The following is a 16,030-nucleotide window of genomic DNA, read 5'->3' as shown; positions in this document are numbered from 1 at the left end:
GTGCGCAATTTTGCCGCCATTGTCGGCTTCCGCGACGACATCATGCGGGCAGCCTTCATGCGCGCCGGCCCTCATGCCCATCGTCGTCCGAGCCCGATCCCGAGCGCTCTCAAATGCAGCCGGCCAGCTTGCACTCTTGGCACGCTCCTATCCTGGCCCGTCCGTCACATCGGGCCGGGCATCATCTTGGTCGGTTTTTCCAGCATCGGAAACTCTGCCTTGCTGCATTTCACGTTCGGGTTGGTCGGACTGAACATGCCGTTCGGATTGTCTCTGAACAGCCAGGCATGAAGGTCGTAGTGGACGAACTCCCTCGGAATGAGCGGATAGTGCCCTTCCATCGGTCCCATGAAGGTCTGGCCAAATAGTTTTGGAGGTTCCTTGGTGTCTGGCGTCAGGGGCACCAGCCATTCCACGCCAACCAATTTCAAGCCTTTCTTGGTCGGCTCGTAGATCAGCACATTGGGGCGCATCGGATCGAGTTTCTGACCGACACTCGGGACGTTGACGAAATGGATGCCCATAGCGCCCTTCGGATAGTCCATTGCGCCCTCGATCCTGTCCCCGCTGTAATAGACGCACCCGACAGTCGACAGATAAAGGTCGCGGACGGCGACCGTGTAGTCTTCATATTTGGCGAGCGATTTCTTCAACGCTTCAATGTCGGCTTTGTTGGCGTCCTCGGCTCGAGCCGTGGCCGCTGCGCACCAAGCGGAGACCAGACCTGTCAAAATGAGGACGCCGCAACGCCCAAGACGAGCTGTTCTTGTCATGCATTCCTCCCAGATTTCCTATCTGGCCGTGCAGGACCGGGGCCGACTAAGTGACTGCGCGGCCGTTTGTATCGCCCCATCCCCTCTGGAACCGCACCAATGCTAATCCCTTCCAAGGCCTCCGGAAAGGAATTATTAGAAATCTCTAATGCGTTAGACCTTTTGACGGACCACAGGAGCCCAAAAAGAAAGCGGCCCCTTGCGGGGGCCGCCTTCGCATTTCGATGCCGAACAATTCAGGTCAGCGGCGAAAGCTGGATCTCGACGCGCCGGTTCTGCGCACGGCCGGCCGCCGTTCCATTGGACGCGATCGGACGGGTCTTGCCGAATCCGGTGACGGCGAAGCGGCGCGAATCGACACCTTGGCCTGAGAGATAGTTGGCGACCGCCAATGCACGGCGCTGCGACAGATCGAAATTGTGTTCGTCGCCACCGGTCGAATCGGTGTGGCCGAACACGTCGACCGTGGTCTGCTTGAACTTCTTCAGCACCAGCGCAACCGAGTTCAGCACCTGGTAGAAGCCGGGCTTCACCGCATCCTGGTCGACGTTGAAAGTAATGTCGGACGGCATGTTGAGGATGATCTGGTCGCCGGTGCGGGTGACGCTGACGCCGGTGCCTTCGAGTTGGCGGCGCAGTTCAGCCTCGTTCTGGTCCATGGTCGCACCGATGGCGCCGCCGGCCAGCGCGCCGATACCGGCGCCGATCAGCGCGTTGCGGCGGTCATTGCCGCCGGCAAGCAGGCCGAGGCCCGCACCCGCCAGGGCGCCAAGGCCGGCGCCGGCTGCGGTGTTCGAAACCTTCTGTTCGCCGGTGTACGGATCGGTCGTGGTGCAGGCGCTCACCAGCACAGCCGTCGCAACGGCGACGAGCACAGTCTTTTTCATAGAATCGTCCCTCTCCAAAGCGCGGCCTTTGCGGCTCGCGCATATAAGCCCTTCTCCGGTCTTGTAACATGAAATGCGGCGAAAAACCGAGCGGCGAAAGCGGCTTTTCCCCGCTCGCGCCACTCTTCCGCTTCGGTGGCTGGTGCTGGCCTACCAGAGGTTCTTGCCGTCAATGACGACCACCTCGACCTTATCGAGGTCGAAATCGTCGAACAGCCGCGAATTGACTGATATCTTGGGATTGTCGAAGTCCGGTTTGCCGGTTGACCAGTCCGGCGTTTCGGTGAAGGTGCCGCAGCCGCAAATGGCGCAAAACCTGTGTTTGACGGTCTTCGATCCCCATTGATAGAAGGAAACGTTTTCCGGCGAGCTGGTGAGCTTGAATTGCGACGGAACGTAGTAAGCCCACAGCGAACCGCGCTTGGAGCAGAACGAGCAGGTGCATTGTGTTACCGTCTCGGGCGCCTGCGAAACCTCGAACGTCGTCGCCTTGCAATGACAGCTGGCCTTGATGGTCATGAAAAGCTTTCCTCTCCGTTGCCGCCACCCATGCGGCAAGGCACCATAAAGGAAGGCTCCTGAGGTCTGGACCGAGGCCTGCATCGACGCCACCGTGAAGGACGCGGTGGCATCCGGCTTTCGCGTGCTTCTGGTCAAGGATGCCTGCGGCAGCGGCAGTGCCGCCATGCACCAGACCGCCATCCTCAACCTTGCCAACCGGCTCTATGGCGGCGCCGTCACCAACACGATAGACGCGTGCCGGCTGATGGCGGGCGACACCATCGATGCATGGCAGGTCGAAGGCTCGGTACCGCTGCGCTTCACGTTTGAAAACGCCGAACGGCTCTACGGCGAGCTCTGAGAGATGGGCACGGTCCACAAGCTCAAGACCGCCAGGCGGGGGAAATACGCCACCCTGCTCGATCCGGCGCTGTGGGAGTATATCGACCTGGTCAATGACTGGTTCCCGCCAGAAATCGCCGAACTTCCGATCGCCGAGCAAAGGTCGGTCTATGATGCGATGTGCCGCGCCTTCCATCAGGGTTATCCCAAAGGGGTTTCGGCCAGCGGCGGCATCATCGCCGCCGATGCAGGGCACGCCATCCCGATCCGCTACTATCGGATGGCGGGCAAGCCCGTGCGCGCCGTCATCGTCTACTATCATGGCGGCGGCTTTGTGCTTGGCGGGCTCGACAGCCATGACGACATCTGCGCCGAGATCTGCGCCGGCACCGGTTTCGACGTTGTCTCGGCCGACTACCGGTTGGCGCCGGAACATCCCCACCCGGCCGCCTTCGACGACGCGCTGACCGTGTTCGAATGGGCGGCGGTGACAACGGACCTGCCGATCGTGCTCGTCGGCGAAAGCGCCGGCGGCAACCTTGCCGCCGCGGTCGCGCACGCGTCTCGCCGCCACCTGCGCCGGGCGGCCGGCCAGGTGCTGATCTATCCCGGCCTCGGCGGCGACGAGAGTGCCGGCTCCTATGTCGAACATGCCGAGGCACCGTTGCTGACGCTGCGCGACATCGCGTTCTACCGCACCATTCGCGCTGCCCCGGCACAGTCGCCCGACGACCCGACTTTTTCTCCGCTGAAAGACAACGACTTCTCCGGCCTGCCGCCGACTGTCATCATCACTGCCCAGTGCGATCCGCTGTCGTCGGACGGCGAGACCTATCGCGACCGCGTCGTTGCCGCCGGCGGCCGCGCCTGGTGGTATGAGGAGAACCGCCTCGTGCACAGTTTTCTGCGCGCCCGCAAAAATGTTCCGCGCGCCGGCGAGGCGTTCGTGTGCACGCTTGCAGCCATCGCCGCCGTCGCCGTGCTCGGCAAGAACGACTGGCCATATTGAGGCGGCGAAGCGCTGATCTCCCCCTCGTGGGCAGGCAATCGCATATGAGATTTTTGCGAAGAGGACCCCACCCTAGTCCTCCCCACAAGGGAGGGAACGCTGCCGCCCGCTATATTGCGGCGCTCAACGTGGCCAATCTGCCGAGTTCGGCGCTGCCGAAGTCTCCCTCCCCCTTGTGGGGAGGGATTAAGCGTGGGGGTATTCGTAGAGCGCAAAGCGCCGAAATCCATATGCGATTGCCGCGCCCACAAGGTGGAGATTGTCTGCACTCCCACTGCGGAGTGGCGCACAAGAATTGCGGAAAAGCGAACATTTCCCGGGGTCGGCCCGCTTTATCATCACCTGCTCAGGCAACGGCGCCCGATGATCGCATCCGCCCCAGCGGAGGCGGACCGTCGGGGCGCCCAACAAAAGAGGGAACGACGATGAAATTCATGCTGACCGACCGCAATTTGCACCCGCAGGCCAAACCCGTCGCCCAAGATTTCACAAAGGGCGGCGTCAACCGGCGCGAATATCTCGCCATCATGGCCGGCTTCGGCGTCAGCGCGGCCGGAGCACTGGCATTGGGCGGCCTCAGCGCGTCGCCCGCCCGGGCAGAGGAGCCGAAGCGCGGCGGCACCTTGCGCGTCGCCATGAACGTCAAGGGTTTCAAGGATCCGCGCACCTTCGACGGTGTCGAGATGTCCAATGTGGCGCGCCACTGCAACGAATATCTGGTGCGCTGGAACCGCGACTTCACCTTCGAGCCGTGGCTGCTCGAAAGCTGGGAAACCAGCGACGACGCCAGGACGCTGACGCTGCATGTGCGCAAGGGCATCGCCTGGTCGAATGGCGACGTCTTCAACGCCGATGACGTCATCCACAATCTCAACCGCTGGTGCGACGCTTCCGTCCCCGGCAATTCGGTCGCCGCGCGCATGGGCGCGCTGGTCAATGCCGACACCAAGAAGCCGGTCGATGGCGGCATCGAGAAGGTCGACGACTTCACCGTAAAGCTCAATCTGCCGAAACCCGACATTTCGCTGATCGCCGGCATGGCCGACTATCCCGCGCTGATCATGCATCGCTCCTATGAGGGCGGCGACGACCCGATGAAGGCGCTGGCGATCACCACCGGCCCTTGCGAACTGGGCAGCTGGAATGCCGAGACCAGTGCGGAGGTGAAGCGCAAGGACAAGCCCTGGTGGAAGGGCGACTTCTACCTCGACGGCATCAAATGGGTCGATTACGGCTCCGACCCCAACGCCATGCTGTCGGCGTTCGAATCCGGCGAAATCGACACCGACCACGAGACCGCGTCCGACGCCGTGTCGCAGACCGAGCAGATGGGCTTGTTGAATTCCGAGATCGCCACCGGCTCGACCATCGTTGCCCGCTTCAATGTCGGCAACGCGCCCTATGACGACGTCAAGGTGCGCCGCGCCGCCCAGCTTGCGGTCGACAATTCGGCCGTGCTGGCGCTCGGCCTCGGCGGCCGCGGGAAGCCTGCCGACAATCACCATGTCGGCCCGATGCACCCGGAATTTGCCGATATCGGCCCGGCCAAGCGCGACACGGAACAGGCCAAGAAATTACTCGCCGAGGCCGGCAAGACGGACCACGAATTCGAGCTGATCTCGGTCGACGTCGAATGGCAAAAGAGCACCGGCGATGCGATCGCCGCGCAGATGCGCGAGGCCGGCCTGAAGATCAAGCGAACCGTGCTGCCCGCCGCGACCTTCTGGAACGACTGGAGCAAATACCCCTTCTCCACAACCGAATGGCTGGGCCGCCCGCTCGGCGTCCAGGTGCTGGCGCTGGCCTATAAATCGGGCGCCGCCTGGAACGAAAGCGCCTATGCCGACAAGGAATTCGACACGCTTCTCGACAAGGCGCTGGCAACGCCGGACGCCGCCCAGCGCAAGGAGATCATGGCCAGGATCGAGCAGAATCTGCGCGATGCCGGCATCATCATCCAGCCCTACTGGCGCTCGGTCTACCGCACCTATCGCAAAGGCGTGCAGGGCTGCGAACAGCACCAGTCGCTGGAGCAGCATTTTGAGAAGGTGTGGCTGGAGGGGTGATCGTTCGGGGACGCCGCATACCGGCTGGCACCTGAGCGGTATGTCGCTCAGGTAAATACCTGCAGCGCACTCCGAGCATTTACGACGGTGTTTGTCTTGACGCGGCGATCGTGGATCGGTCTGGTGTGTCGACGAGGCGCCGCTGTGGGCTCGCGTCATTCCGGAGAATACACATGCGCGCCCGTTGGGCTTTCATTCTTGCACCCATTATTCCGGCGATCCTGCCCGGCTACAATTGGCATGCGAACCACCCTGAGACGGGGCCATTGTCGGGCTTCATCTTCGTAACCCTTGTTTTCTATGTTGTGGAGGCGGTGGTAGGAATTCCGGCCTTCTATGTCCTCACCCGACGGCGCTGGCAGTTTTTTTGGGTATACGTCGTCGTTGGCTTTCTGGCAGTTTTTGTTCCAGCGTTTGTCTTCGGCCTCATTAAGTGGAGTCCTCCATTGGGAATCGGCGGAGTTCTCTATGCATGCTCCTTCATAGGGATATTCGGTGGCGCTACAGGGCTGATCTTCTGGCTTTTGGTGCGCCCAGACAAGGACCCTGTCGAACAGATTGCTTCGCACTTTACCTAGGTCAGCACCCCAACATTGAGTTCAAGGCCTGATACACTTTGGCCGCGATATTTTGCACGAGAACGCATGGACCACTTCGACCTCGGCACCTATCGCCGTCCAATCTCCACCGCCTCGGCCGAGACGCAGCGCTGGTTCGATATCGGGCTGAACTGGTGCTACGGCTTCAACCATGAGGAAGGCATAAAGTGCTTCGAGAAGGCGCTGGAGACAGATCCTGATTGCGCCTTCGTGCATTGGGGCATCGCCTATGCCGCCGGGCCTTTTTACAACCTCACCTGGAACGAGCACGGCAAGGACGAGGCAGACCGTGCGGCCAAACGCTGCTTCGACCATGTCCAGCTCGCGCGGGATGTGGCGATCACCTCGTCGTGCCTGTGTCGGACGAGCGCGGAGGCGGGGCCAAGCTGTTGTCACTGAAATCCCCGCCGCCCGACCAGCCGAGTCGGCTTCGCCTTCTAAGAGAAAATCTCCGCCAGTTCGTCTACGCTGGTGCCTTCCCTAACCTGGCGCAGTTCAACATAGGCGACCGCATGGCCACCGATGCCACCGTGGACACGACCGTCGCGATAAGGACGCTTCCGATAGCGCCGAAAATCAGGGCGACCGTCGAGAGGCCGCTGAAGAAAGCGAAAATCAGGCCGATCAGCAAGGCAAACATCATCTGGAAGGCAAGCGCCGCCAAAAACAGGATCAGAAAGACACCGAACATCGGCCAGCGGCTGCCCTTTGTCAGAGCACGGCTGCGCGACATCGCGCCAAACATGCCAAGCCGCTCCTGCATCAGCACCGGCACGGAAACCGGTATGCCGAGCAGCCACCTGATGCCGGCAACGAGCAACACCACGAAGGCAATGATCGCTCCGAAGATCGGGACCAACATTCCGGCGATGCCCATCACGATGAGGCCAAGGATCATGGCCAAAAAGACAATCAGCCCCACCCCCAGCGTCGGGACTATGCTGCGCAAGGCTATCTGGATGCAGTCGCCGATCGCCGGGCGCTTGCCGTTCAGGTCCTCTATCGTCGCTTGCACCAGCGAGGACTGAAGCAACAGCGCGCAAACGAAATAGATCAGGCTTAAAACGAGCGATAAGAACGAGCTGCTCATAATGACCCACTTCGCGCCGAGTGGAGGTGTGGCGATGTAGCCGTTGGGGCCGCCATTCCAGTGGTTCGACAGATTGAGCGCAACTGCTGGGAGGACCAGGAAAAGCGCCGCCAAAGCAATCATCAGACCGGGATTGCGGTCGATCACGGCGAAGGTGTTGTTGAAAACCCTGCCGATCTGGAACTTCTCAGCCGCGCCGACGCCGTCGATGCCATGATTACCCCTTCCGGCCCGAGCTAGATCCCGGCCAATCGCGCCAACATGACTGGCTGTTCTCGGGCCAAAACCTTCGTTACGAGAAGATCTCCGCCAGTTCGTCGACGCTGGTGCCTTCCCTGACCTGGCGCAGCTCGACATAGGTGACGGCAATCGCCACCGAAATCACCGCCGAAACGATTGTCGACAGCAGGCTGCTTCCGATGGCAGCGGCAATGAGACCGGTCGTGCTGATCCCGCCGCTCGCAATAGCAGCCTGAAACAGCAAGGTGAAAACCACTTGTAGCCCTATCGCAACAATGCCGAGGACCAGAAACAGCGCGAATATCCGCCAGCGGCTTCCCTTCGTCAGCGCCCTGCTTCGCGAAATCGAGGCGAAGACGCCAGGCCTTTCCTGAACTGCGACAGGCACAGCCACCGATATGCTGATCAGCCACATGGCTATGGGGATGAGCGACAGAAGTGCAATCACACCGCCGACGATGGGGATGGCCATGGTGATGACCGTTAATATCATCGCCACCAGAAACATTGCCACGATGATCACAAGACCAATTCCGAGCGTGGGGAGGAAGCTGCGCAGGGCTATCTGAATGCAATCGCCAATCGACGGGCGCTTGCCGTTCAAATCTTCGATTGTCGCTCGTACCAGCGCCGCCTGCGCCAGAAAGGCCAAGATCAGGAGCACCAGGCCGGCAATCATCGAAACGGCACCATAGCCCGCCATAGCCGATTGCTCGAAGCTCGCCCCAGGTACTGCTATCTTTGCAATCTGTCTAAAGCTCCAGATGTTGTACAGCAGCGCAGGCAGCGTCGAAAAAAGGCCGACGATGGCGGCAAGTGGGACGAAGCTTCGTCCGATTACCGAAAACGTATTGCTGAAAGCCCTGCCGATGCTGAACCGTTCCGGCCGCTCGCTCGCGATTGACGTCATGTTACATTCCCCCCGACTAATGGATACCCGAAATCAGAAAGTATAAATCACCGATATTGATACTTGCGGTTGCCGCCGCTTGCAATTGCCTTGGCGTATTGTCAGTGTCGGCCCGCGAACCGCAGGTTGCAGGGGGGGCGAAAAGGTGACTGCTGCACAGCCGGACGCTGCGCAAGCCGAATGGCTGGCCAAACTGCACAAGCAGTTGCTGTCAGACGATTCGATCCAGTTCGACCTGCCGGCCTACAGACCACCCGAGACACCCGAGTGGATGAGACCGCTGGGCGAGTTCCTGAAATCGCTCGGCCCGTACATGATCTACCTGTTCTGGGGCGCGGTGATCACAGGTGCCGCGATCATTCTGCTGCTAATTGTCCTTGAAGTGAAAGGCGTCGCCTGGCGCCTGCCCTGGTGGCGCAAAAAGAGCGTGACCGAGGCGGAAGCGATATGGCACCCCGACGTTGGCGCCGCGCAGATCCTGTTGTCGGAAGCCGATGCGCTCGCCGCCCGGGGCGAGTATGACGAGGCGGTGCATCTCCTGCTGCGCCGCAGCGTTGCCGACATTGCCGGCCGCCTGCCCGACTTTCTGCGCCCGTCGCTGACCGCGCGCGATATCGCGGGAGCGGCGTCGCTGCCAACGCGGGCGCGTGGCGCCTTTACCCAGATCGCGCGCATCGTCGAGGCCGCTCTGTTCGCGCGCCGGCCGGTCGGGCCCGAGGGCTGGCAGGAGGCGCGCAGCGCCTATGAGCGATTCGTCTTCAGGGATGCCTGGACGTGAGTGACGCGACAGCCGACATCGCCCAGCAGGAACCGTTCAGCCGCAGGACGCTGTTCTGGGGCATTTTCGCCAGCCTGCTCGCGGCCGCAGGCTTCTTCCTGTTGTCCACCTATGCGCCCGACTTTCGCCAGCCGAGCGTCGGTGGCGCAACGCCGCTGTCGAAGAGCGGCATCGGCTATGCCGGTCTGGCGCAATGGCTGGAGCTGACCGGCGAAGCGCCCGACATGGCGCGGTCCGACAGCGATCTTCAGATCGACACGAACCTCCTGATCGTCACCATTTCGCCCGACAGCGACCCGGATGCGCTTGCCAACATCATCAAGCTTCGCAAGGGCCTGGATACGCTGTTCGTGCTGCCCAAATGGGCGACCTTGCCGCTGGCCTTGCACGAAGGCTGGGAGATGAAGATCCAGCGGCTGCCGGATGTGGTGGTCAACGACTGGCTCGGCCGCATCGCCAAGGCCAAGCTCGGCGAAGGTGAGACCACGGTCAAGCAACTCGACGTCTCAGGGCAAATGGTCAGCGTTCCCGGCCAGTTGCAATGGGTGGCCGACGAACACCCGCTGATTGCCGCCGGCAACGGCAAGGCCGTGCTGACCGAGGTCGAAGACGAGCGGTTCTACATTCTGACGGACCCCGATCTCATCAACAACGCTGGCTTGAAAGATCCCGACAAGGCGGCGGCGGCGCTCAAGCTGATCGAGCTCCTCCAGCCCGAAGAGGGTGCCGTCATGTTCGACCTGACGCTGCATGGCGTCGGGCGAAAATACGATCTCGCCAAGCTTCTGGTCGAGCCGCCCTTCCTGGCGCTGACGCTGACCATCCTGGCGGCGGCGGCACTTGCCTTCCTGCATGGCCTTGGCCGGTTCGGGCCGCCACGGGCCGATCAGCGCGCCATCGCCTTCGGCAAGCGCGCGCTGGTCGATACCACGGCGATGCTGTTGCGCCGCGCCGGCCGGCTGGAGGAACTGGGCGACCGCTATGGAGCACTGGCACGCGTGCGCGCCGGCGCGCTGCTCGGCGCGCCGCACGGTTTGCAGGGCGAAGCGCTCGACCGCTGGCTCGATTCCCGCGACAAGGACGAAGCCGGCGGGTTCACGACCCGCCTGCAAGCTGCGAACGCGGCAAAGACCCTGACACAAATGCATGATGCAGCCGAAAAGCTGCACGACTGGACGGCAAGGAGGCTCGGTGAACGTCGATGATGTGAAGGCCCTGGCGACACAGATCAGGGAAGAGGTGGCCAAGGCCATCACCGGGCAACACGATACGGTCGATCTGATGCTCACGGCATTGTTCGCCGGCGGGCATATATTGCTCGAAGGACCGCCGGGCACGGCCAAGACGATGACGGCGCGCTGCTTTGCCCAGGCGCTGGGCGTCGCCTATGGCCGCATCCAGTTCACACCCGACCTGATGCCCGGCGATATCGTCGGTTCCAACATCTACAATTTCCAGACCGGGCAATTCACGCTGACGCGCGGCCCGATCTTTTGCGACCTTTTGCTCGCCGACGAAATCAACCGCACGCCGCCCAAGACCCAGGCCGCCCTTTTGGAGGCGATGCAGGAACATGCCGTCACCTTCGACGGCACCACCCATGCGCTCGGCCCGAACTTCATGGTGGTGGCGACGCAGAACCCGATCGAGCATCAGGGCGTCTATCCCCTGCCCGAGGCCCAACTCGACCGTTTCCTGTTCAAGCACCGGGTGAGCTACCCCGGCCCGGAAGAGGAAAAGGCGATCATCATCCACCATGGCGGCGGCACCGCCTCGCACGACATCAAGCAGTACGGCATCAAGGCCCAGGCCGACCGCAAGACGCTGGAAAAGGCGTTGGCGACCGTCGGCGAGGTTACGCTGGTCGATGATGTCGTCGACTATATCGCCAGGCTGGTGCGGGCCACGCGCGAAAGCCCCGACCTCGAGGTCGGCGCCAGCCCGCGCGCGGGCGCCATGCTGGCGAGAGCTGCACGGGCCCGGGCAGCGCTCGACGGGCGTGCCTATGTCATCCCCGACGACGTCAAGGCGCTTGCCGTGCCGGCGCTGCGCCATCGCGTTATCCTGTCGCCGGCGGCGCAGATCGACGGCCGCCTGGTCGAACAGATCGTGACCGACCTTGTAGACCAGACGGAAGCGCCACGTTGATTTATCCGAGCGGCCGGGCAGTCTGGGCAGGTGCGGCCGGTGCAATACCGGCCTTCCTGATCGCGCTCGCGCTGCCGTCGCTGTGGTATCTCGGCCTGTTGTGGATCTGCGCGCTGCTTGCTTTCCTGGCCGTGGACGCGGCCGCCGGGCGCGGACGGGCTTCTCTGAACGCCAGCATCCACGCCCCGCCGCAGGTCAGCGTCGGCGGCCAGCTCACCGTCAATGTCACCGCCAGGCTCGGCGGACGGCCGCGCGCCGTGCAGGCGCGTCTTGGCCATGACGAGCGGCTGCAACCGCTGGGCGGCACCGGCGGCGCATCGACCGCCGAGGCCGGCAGCGCATCGCTCGATCTCAGATTTCAGGCGCTGCGGCGCGGCATTGCCAGGTTCGACCGCTTGTGGGTGCGCTGGCCCGGGCCGTTCGGGCTGGTCTGGAACCAGGTGGTGCTGCCGATGGACAGCAAGGTGGCGGTGCTGCCCGACGTCAGCAGCGCCCGCGACGAGGCGATCACGCTTTTGCAGCGACAGGCGCTGCCCGACGGCCATGCGCAGCGCCGAGCCGGCCAGGGCCGCGAATTCGAGGCGCTCAAGGATTACCAGCCCGGCATGGGCCGGCGCATGATCGACTGGAAGCGCAGCGCCCGCCACGGCAGGCTTCTGGCGCGCGAATTCCGCATCGAGGAGAACAACAACATCGTGCTGGCCATCGATAGCGGCCGCTTGATGTGCGAGCCCGTCGACGGCGTGCCGAAGGTCGACCGCGCCGTCACCGCCGCTTTGCTGTCGGCGTTCATTGCGCTGAAGGGCGGCGACATGGTCAGCCTGTTCGGCTTCGACGCGCGACCGCGCGTTTCCAGCGGCGCCGTGCGCGGCTCGGCCAGCTTCGCCATGATCCAGAAGCGGGCGGCGGAGATCGACTATTCTACCGAAGAGACCAATTTCACCCTGGCGCTGACGACGCTGGCGGCGCGGCTCGACCGGCGCTCGCTGGTGATCATCTTCACCGATTTTGTCGATCCGATCAGCGCCGAACTGATGCTGCGCACCGTAGGCCGGCTCACCGAACGGCATCTGGTGCTGTTCATGATGATGAAGGATGTCGAGCTGGAGACACTGGCCGACATGCCGCCGGACACGCCGGAGGATGTGGCGCGCTCCGTCGTCGCCGGCGGGCTGCTGCGCGAAAGGCAGGTCGTCATCGGCAGGCTCAGGCTGCTCGGCGCGCATGTCATCGAAGCCGACCATCAGAGGCTCGGGCCGGCACTGGTCGAGCGCTATCTCGAGCTCAAGCGAGAGGATCTGTTGTGAACGCGCTGGTCGGCAAGGATGCGGTGCGCCAGTCGCTGGCGAGCTTCCGTTCGGAGCGCGAGGCCGACTGGAAGGCGTTCGAGGCGCTGCTTGCCCGGGTCGAGAAACGTGCGCCACGCACGCTATCGGAAGACGAACTGCTGTCGCTGCCATTGCTCTACCGCTCGGCGCTGTCCTCGCTTTCGGTGGCGCGGGCGACCTCGCTCGACAATGCGCTGGTCAGCTATCTCGAAGCGCTGTGCCTGCGCGGCTACTTCTACCTCTATGGCGCACGTCGCGGCTTGCGGCAGCGCATCGGCGACTTCTTCCTGCATGACTGGCCGCATGCCATTCGCGATTTGTGGCGCGAGACCTTGCTGTCGGTAGTCCTGACCTTTGTCGGCGCCGGCGCCGGCTACTGGCTGGTGGCCAAAGACAAGGGCTGGTTCGACGCCATCATTCCGCCGAGCCTGGCCGGCGGGCGCAACCCGGATGCATCGGCGGAAGTGCTGCGGCAGGTGCTTTATGACGGCGCCGACAGCAATTTCCTGTCGGGCTTCGCCGCCTATCTGTTCACGCACAATGTCCAGGTGGCGATCCTGGCCTTTGCGCTCGGCTTTGCCTTCGCGGTGCCGAGCGTGCTCCTGATCCTGATGAATGGCTGCCTGCTCGGCGCGATGTTCCAAATCTACGTCGCCAAGGGGCTTGGCATCGAGCTGGGCGGATGGCTGTCCATCCACGGCACCACCGAGATCTTCGCGATCGCCTTGGCGGGCGCCGCCGGCATGCGTATCGGCACGCGTATCGCCTTCCCCGGTGAACTGACGCGGATGACGGCCGCAGCCGATGCCGGGCGCGTGGCAGCAACCACCATGGTCGGGGTGACGATCATGCTTCTGTTCGCCGGCCTGCTCGAAGGCATCGGCAGGCAGGTGATCACCAGCGACGTCACACGCTATGCCATTGGCGGCGGCATGCTGACGCTGTGGCTCTGTTATTTCTATTTGTTCAGGGTGGTGCGGCATGGCGACCGCTAGGCGTGCTGCCGTCTCGACGATACGGCCGCTGATCACGCCCGAAGGCGTCGATCTCCGGATAAAGCTCGCCGATGCCGGCACCCGCGCCGCCGCCTTCCTGCTCGACTTTGTCATCATCATCGTCACGGCGATCGTGATCTCGATCATTGCACTGTTCGGGCTGGCCGGCCTCAAAGGCGAAGGCGCGCAGCCGCTGTTCATCGTCTGGATCATCCTGATCTTCTTCCTGCGCAACGCCTATTTCATCGTCTTCGAAGCCGGCCGCCGTGCCGCCACGCCCGGCAAACGGATGCTCGGCATCCGGGTGGCGTCGCGCAGCGGCGCCGGCCTGTCGATCGATCAGGTCATTGCCCGCAATCTGATGCGCGAGATCGAGATATTCCTGCCGCTGTCGATCATCCTTGGCCGCAGCGAGATGGGGCTCGCCGACACGCTGTCGACGATCTTCGGAATGGTGTGGACGCTGTTGTTTGCGCTCTTCCCGCTGTTCAACCGCGACCGCATGCGCATCGGCGACCTGTTGGCCGGAACCTGGGTGGTCGAGGCGCCGAAACTGGCGCTGGTCGAAGACCTGTCGCAACGCAAGGACACCACCACCCGCGCCTTCCGCTTCACCCAGGCGCAGCTCGATGCCTATGGCATCGCCGAACTGCACAAGCTGGAAGAGGTGCTGCGCCGCGACGACTATTTCGCGCTGAAAGCGGTGGCCGAGACGATCGGGCGCAAGATCGGCATGATGGTCGATGCCGTCGATTCCAGGGCCTTCCTCACCGCCTATTACGGAGAGCTGCGGGCACAGCTCGAACGCAAGCTGCTGTTGGGCAACCGCAAGGCGGATAAGTATCAGCGGTGAGCTGTGCCTCAGATGGGAGTCGATACATGAGACATTGCTTCCTGAACATAGTTGATAAAAGTGTGTTTGCAATTCCGATGGCTACCACCCGCGACGGCTGGGAGAAGTTCGCAGGTCCCGTCATTTTGATTGGCGAGCTACCTTCGGTCTCCGACAAAGAGATCGGTCTAGCAACACTCAACGCGCTTGGTGCTTATGCCAGCGATGTGCCCGACGACATCGTACACACGGTTCTTCTTGACAGCTCGGCTTCGCGGTTCGGCTTCAAGTCGTACAACTCCCTCCTTCGGAAATCCCGTCAGATGTCGGTCGACCAGGGAAGGGACGACAAATTCACACTTACCCCCTATGCCAAAGTCAACAGAGAGAGTGCCGTGCCGCTGGACACGATCTTGTCTTCAACAGATACGCCAGAGGATCTCGGGCGTGCTGTTCGAGAGTGCATTTCGCTTTGTCGTTAACAGCGTCGAGTAATCGGTCACCATGAACACCTCTCCATCCGAGCTCGAACTCCAGGAAATGGAGGCGCGCGTGCTGCCGCAGCTCAGCCCGGCCCATGGAAATCATGGGTCGAGGGTCGGGATTTGCTGAGCAGATCGAATTTCATTCAAACCGACGAAGGCGCGGATCGCGGCGACGATATCGAAATGGCCAGCGCCACGGCCGAAGACCAGGATTTCATGGCTGCGGCGCGGCAGGACATGCCTCGCCTGATCGCCGAAGTGCGCGGGCTGGGCGCACTTCTCAATCAAACGAAGTAAAAGCGGCGAGGCCGCCTACCCCACCCACTTTTCATAGTCGGACACCAGCAGGTGCACCGGCGCAACGTCCTCGTGGATGTTGGAGAAGCGGCCGATCGGCTCGCGGAAGACGTTGTCGGTGAGATCGTCATTGACGGTCGAGACCTCGCCGATCAGCACATCCTTGCCCTCGGCCCAGAAGGCGTGCCAGACGCCGGGCAGCAGCGTCACGCTCTGGCCCGGGTCGAGCTTCAGGAGCCCGCCTGCCGGCAGCCTGTGGATGGTGCCGTCGACCGGCACCGTCACTTCGGCCTTCGGATCGATGCCGCCGTCGCGATCGTGCATGAACAGTTCCAGCACGAGCTTGCCGCCGCCGCGGTTGATGATGTCCTCGGCCTTGATGTTGTGGCGGTGCATCGGCGACAGCTGATCCTTGCGCGAGATCATGATCTTCTCGGCATAAAGCATGCCCATGCCCTTCTTCATGTCGGCATAGACGCCGTTGCGAACGGTGAACAGGAACAGGCCGAGTTCGTCGAATTTTTCCTGGCCGTAATCGGTGATGTCCCAACCGAGCCGCGAGGTGAAAATGGCGGCGGAGTCGGCCTTGCGCGCCTTCATCTCTTCCGGGCTCCAGTAGGCGAAGGGCGGCATGATGTAGCCGAACGAGCGGATGAAGGCGTCTGCATCGCGGATGATGTCGTTGACGGTGGAGCGTTTCATGATCGTGATCCCTTCGCGTCGCGTTCCCTGGAGTTATCTGAAGCGCAT

General features: G+C 62.6%; 18 protein-coding genes and 1 pseudogene. 13 read left to right on the top strand and 6 right to left on the bottom strand.

Annotation, left to right across the window (positions count from 1 at the left end; translation table 11 throughout):
- Window positions 1-164: 164 nt before the first annotated feature.
- The 3 genes from NKI31_RS13285 to NKI31_RS13275 all read right to left on the bottom strand — a co-directional run bounded on the left by NKI31_RS13285 (window position 165) and on the right by NKI31_RS13275 (window position 2,179).
- Window positions 165-773: a hypothetical protein gene (locus NKI31_RS13285; protein WP_023681486.1), complete on the bottom strand. Its 609-nt coding sequence runs from the start codon at window positions 771-773 to the stop codon at window positions 165-167.
- 236 nt (window positions 774-1,009) lie between these two features.
- Complete coding sequence (locus NKI31_RS13280; RefSeq protein ID WP_023667470.1) at window positions 1,010-1,660, bottom strand: YiaD family glycine zipper/OmpA-like lipoprotein; 651 nt, start codon at window positions 1,658-1,660, stop codon at window positions 1,010-1,012.
- Window positions 1,661-1,810: 150 nt separating this feature from the next.
- On the bottom strand, window positions 1,811-2,179 hold the full coding sequence (locus tag NKI31_RS13275) for a GFA family protein (RefSeq protein WP_352651804.1): 369 nt from the start codon (window positions 2,177-2,179) through the stop codon (window positions 1,811-1,813).
- A gap of 64 nt (window positions 2,180-2,243) precedes the next feature.
- Between NKI31_RS13275 and NKI31_RS13270 the strand changes: the two are divergent.
- The 5 genes and pseudogenes from NKI31_RS13270 to NKI31_RS13250 all read left to right on the top strand — a co-directional run.
- Window positions 2,244-2,522: pseudogene (locus tag NKI31_RS13270) on the top strand (isochorismatase family protein); the annotation flags it as partial.
- A gap of 3 nt (window positions 2,523-2,525) precedes the next feature.
- Window positions 2,526-3,512, top strand: coding sequence for an alpha/beta hydrolase (locus tag NKI31_RS13265; RefSeq protein ID WP_031196895.1), 987 nt, complete (start codon window positions 2,526-2,528; stop codon window positions 3,510-3,512).
- A 425-nt stretch (window positions 3,513-3,937) separates the two neighbouring features.
- On the top strand, window positions 3,938-5,578 hold the full coding sequence (locus tag NKI31_RS13260) for an ABC transporter substrate-binding protein (RefSeq protein ID WP_352651803.1): 1,641 nt from the start codon (window positions 3,938-3,940) through the stop codon (window positions 5,576-5,578).
- Window positions 5,579-5,751: 173 nt separating this feature from the next.
- Entirely contained in the window at window positions 5,752-6,156 is a 405-nt protein-coding gene (locus NKI31_RS13255; RefSeq protein WP_352651802.1) for a hypothetical protein, read from the top strand.
- Window positions 6,157-6,222: 66 nt separating this feature from the next.
- Window positions 6,223-6,576 carry a tetratricopeptide repeat protein gene (locus NKI31_RS13250; RefSeq protein WP_023821145.1) on the top strand — a complete coding sequence of 118 codons (354 nt, stop codon included), beginning with the start codon at window positions 6,223-6,225 and terminating at the stop codon, window positions 6,574-6,576.
- A 64-nt stretch (window positions 6,577-6,640) separates the two neighbouring features.
- Here the strand turns inward: NKI31_RS13250 and NKI31_RS13245 are convergent, their stop codons facing one another.
- Window positions 6,641-7,414, bottom strand: a complete 774-nt coding sequence (locus tag NKI31_RS13245; RefSeq protein WP_352651801.1) for a hypothetical protein — start codon at window positions 7,412-7,414, stop codon at window positions 6,641-6,643.
- A gap of 145 nt (window positions 7,415-7,559) precedes the next feature.
- Window positions 7,560-8,417 (bottom strand): hypothetical protein, encoded by an 858-nt coding sequence (locus NKI31_RS13240; protein ID WP_031253510.1) that lies wholly within the window; start codon window positions 8,415-8,417, stop codon window positions 7,560-7,562.
- A gap of 145 nt (window positions 8,418-8,562) precedes the next feature.
- Here NKI31_RS13240 and NKI31_RS13235 point away from each other — a divergent pair, with 145 nt between their 5' ends.
- The 8 genes from NKI31_RS13235 (at window position 8,563) to NKI31_RS13200 (ending at window position 15,280) form a co-directional block, all read left to right on the top strand.
- On the top strand, window positions 8,563-9,195 hold the full coding sequence (locus tag NKI31_RS13235) for a DUF4129 domain-containing protein (RefSeq protein WP_023715253.1): 633 nt from the start codon (window positions 8,563-8,565) through the stop codon (window positions 9,193-9,195).
- Window positions 9,192-10,400: a hypothetical protein gene (locus tag NKI31_RS13230; RefSeq protein ID WP_023715252.1), complete on the top strand. Its 1,209-nt coding sequence runs from the start codon at window positions 9,192-9,194 to the stop codon at window positions 10,398-10,400. Before NKI31_RS13235 ends, NKI31_RS13230 begins: the two co-directional genes overlap by 4 nt.
- Window positions 10,387-11,343, top strand: coding sequence for an AAA family ATPase (locus tag NKI31_RS13225; RefSeq protein ID WP_023715251.1), 957 nt, complete (start codon window positions 10,387-10,389; stop codon window positions 11,341-11,343). Before NKI31_RS13230 ends, NKI31_RS13225 begins: the two co-directional genes overlap by 14 nt.
- Window positions 11,340-12,650: a DUF58 domain-containing protein gene (locus tag NKI31_RS13220; protein ID WP_352651800.1), complete on the top strand. Its 1,311-nt coding sequence runs from the start codon at window positions 11,340-11,342 to the stop codon at window positions 12,648-12,650. The genes NKI31_RS13225 and NKI31_RS13220 overlap by 4 nt, the downstream gene beginning before the upstream one ends.
- The gene (locus tag NKI31_RS13215; protein WP_352651799.1) at window positions 12,647-13,666 is read left to right on the top strand and encodes a stage II sporulation protein M; all 1,020 of its coding nucleotides are present in this window, start codon (window positions 12,647-12,649) and stop codon (window positions 13,664-13,666) included. The genes NKI31_RS13220 and NKI31_RS13215 overlap by 4 nt, the downstream gene beginning before the upstream one ends.
- A complete protein-coding gene (locus NKI31_RS13210; RefSeq protein WP_352651798.1) occupies window positions 13,653-14,519 on the top strand; it encodes an RDD family protein in 867 nt (288 codons plus the stop codon). Before NKI31_RS13215 ends, NKI31_RS13210 begins: the two co-directional genes overlap by 14 nt.
- Before the next feature lie 26 nt (window positions 14,520-14,545).
- On the top strand, window positions 14,546-14,980 hold the full coding sequence (locus NKI31_RS13205) for a hypothetical protein (protein WP_155921574.1): 435 nt from the start codon (window positions 14,546-14,548) through the stop codon (window positions 14,978-14,980).
- A gap of 123 nt (window positions 14,981-15,103) precedes the next feature.
- Entirely contained in the window at window positions 15,104-15,280 is a 177-nt protein-coding gene (locus NKI31_RS13200) for a hypothetical protein (RefSeq protein WP_352651797.1), read from the top strand.
- 15 nt (window positions 15,281-15,295) lie between these two features.
- Here the strand turns inward: NKI31_RS13200 and NKI31_RS13195 are convergent, their stop codons facing one another.
- A complete protein-coding gene (locus NKI31_RS13195) occupies window positions 15,296-15,982 on the bottom strand; it encodes a D-lyxose/D-mannose family sugar isomerase (RefSeq protein WP_023750474.1) in 687 nt (228 codons plus the stop codon).
- Window positions 15,983-16,030: the final 48 nt, after the last annotated feature.

It is taken from the genome of Mesorhizobium sp. M0659 (assembly GCF_040320605.1).
GTDB lineage: Bacteria > Pseudomonadota > Alphaproteobacteria > Rhizobiales > Rhizobiaceae > Mesorhizobium.
Note: the sequence above shows the minus strand (reverse complement) of the source record. Positions and strands in the feature narration are given on the sequence as shown.

Excerpts from the sequence above, each read along its gene's own strand:
- NKI31_RS13280 (WP_023667470.1), bottom strand. The coding sequence starts at position 1,660 with ATGAAAAAGACTGTGCTCGTCGCCGTTGCGACGGCTGTGCTGGTGAGC.
- NKI31_RS13285 (WP_023681486.1), bottom strand. The coding sequence starts at position 773 with ATGACAAGAACAGCTCGTCTTGGGCGTTGCGGCGTCCTCATTTTGACA.
- NKI31_RS13250 (WP_023821145.1), top strand. The coding sequence starts at position 6,223 with ATGGACCACTTCGACCTCGGCACCTATCGCCGTCCAATCTCCACCGCC.
- NKI31_RS13205 (WP_155921574.1), top strand. The coding sequence starts at position 14,546 with ATGAGACATTGCTTCCTGAACATAGTTGATAAAAGTGTGTTTGCAATT.
- NKI31_RS13240 (WP_031253510.1), bottom strand. The coding sequence starts at position 8,417 with ATGACGTCAATCGCGAGCGAGCGGCCGGAACGGTTCAGCATCGGCAGG.
- NKI31_RS13260 (WP_352651803.1), top strand. The coding sequence starts at position 3,938 with ATGAAATTCATGCTGACCGACCGCAATTTGCACCCGCAGGCCAAACCC.
- NKI31_RS13255 (WP_352651802.1), top strand. The coding sequence starts at position 5,752 with ATGCGCGCCCGTTGGGCTTTCATTCTTGCACCCATTATTCCGGCGATC.
- NKI31_RS13210 (WP_352651798.1), top strand. The coding sequence starts at position 13,653 with ATGGCGACCGCTAGGCGTGCTGCCGTCTCGACGATACGGCCGCTGATC.
- NKI31_RS13275 (WP_352651804.1), bottom strand. The coding sequence starts at position 2,179 with ATGACCATCAAGGCCAGCTGTCATTGCAAGGCGACGACGTTCGAGGTT.
- NKI31_RS13195 (WP_023750474.1), bottom strand. The coding sequence starts at position 15,982 with ATGAAACGCTCCACCGTCAACGACATCATCCGCGATGCAGACGCCTTC.
- NKI31_RS13265 (WP_031196895.1), top strand. The coding sequence starts at position 2,526 with ATGGGCACGGTCCACAAGCTCAAGACCGCCAGGCGGGGGAAATACGCC.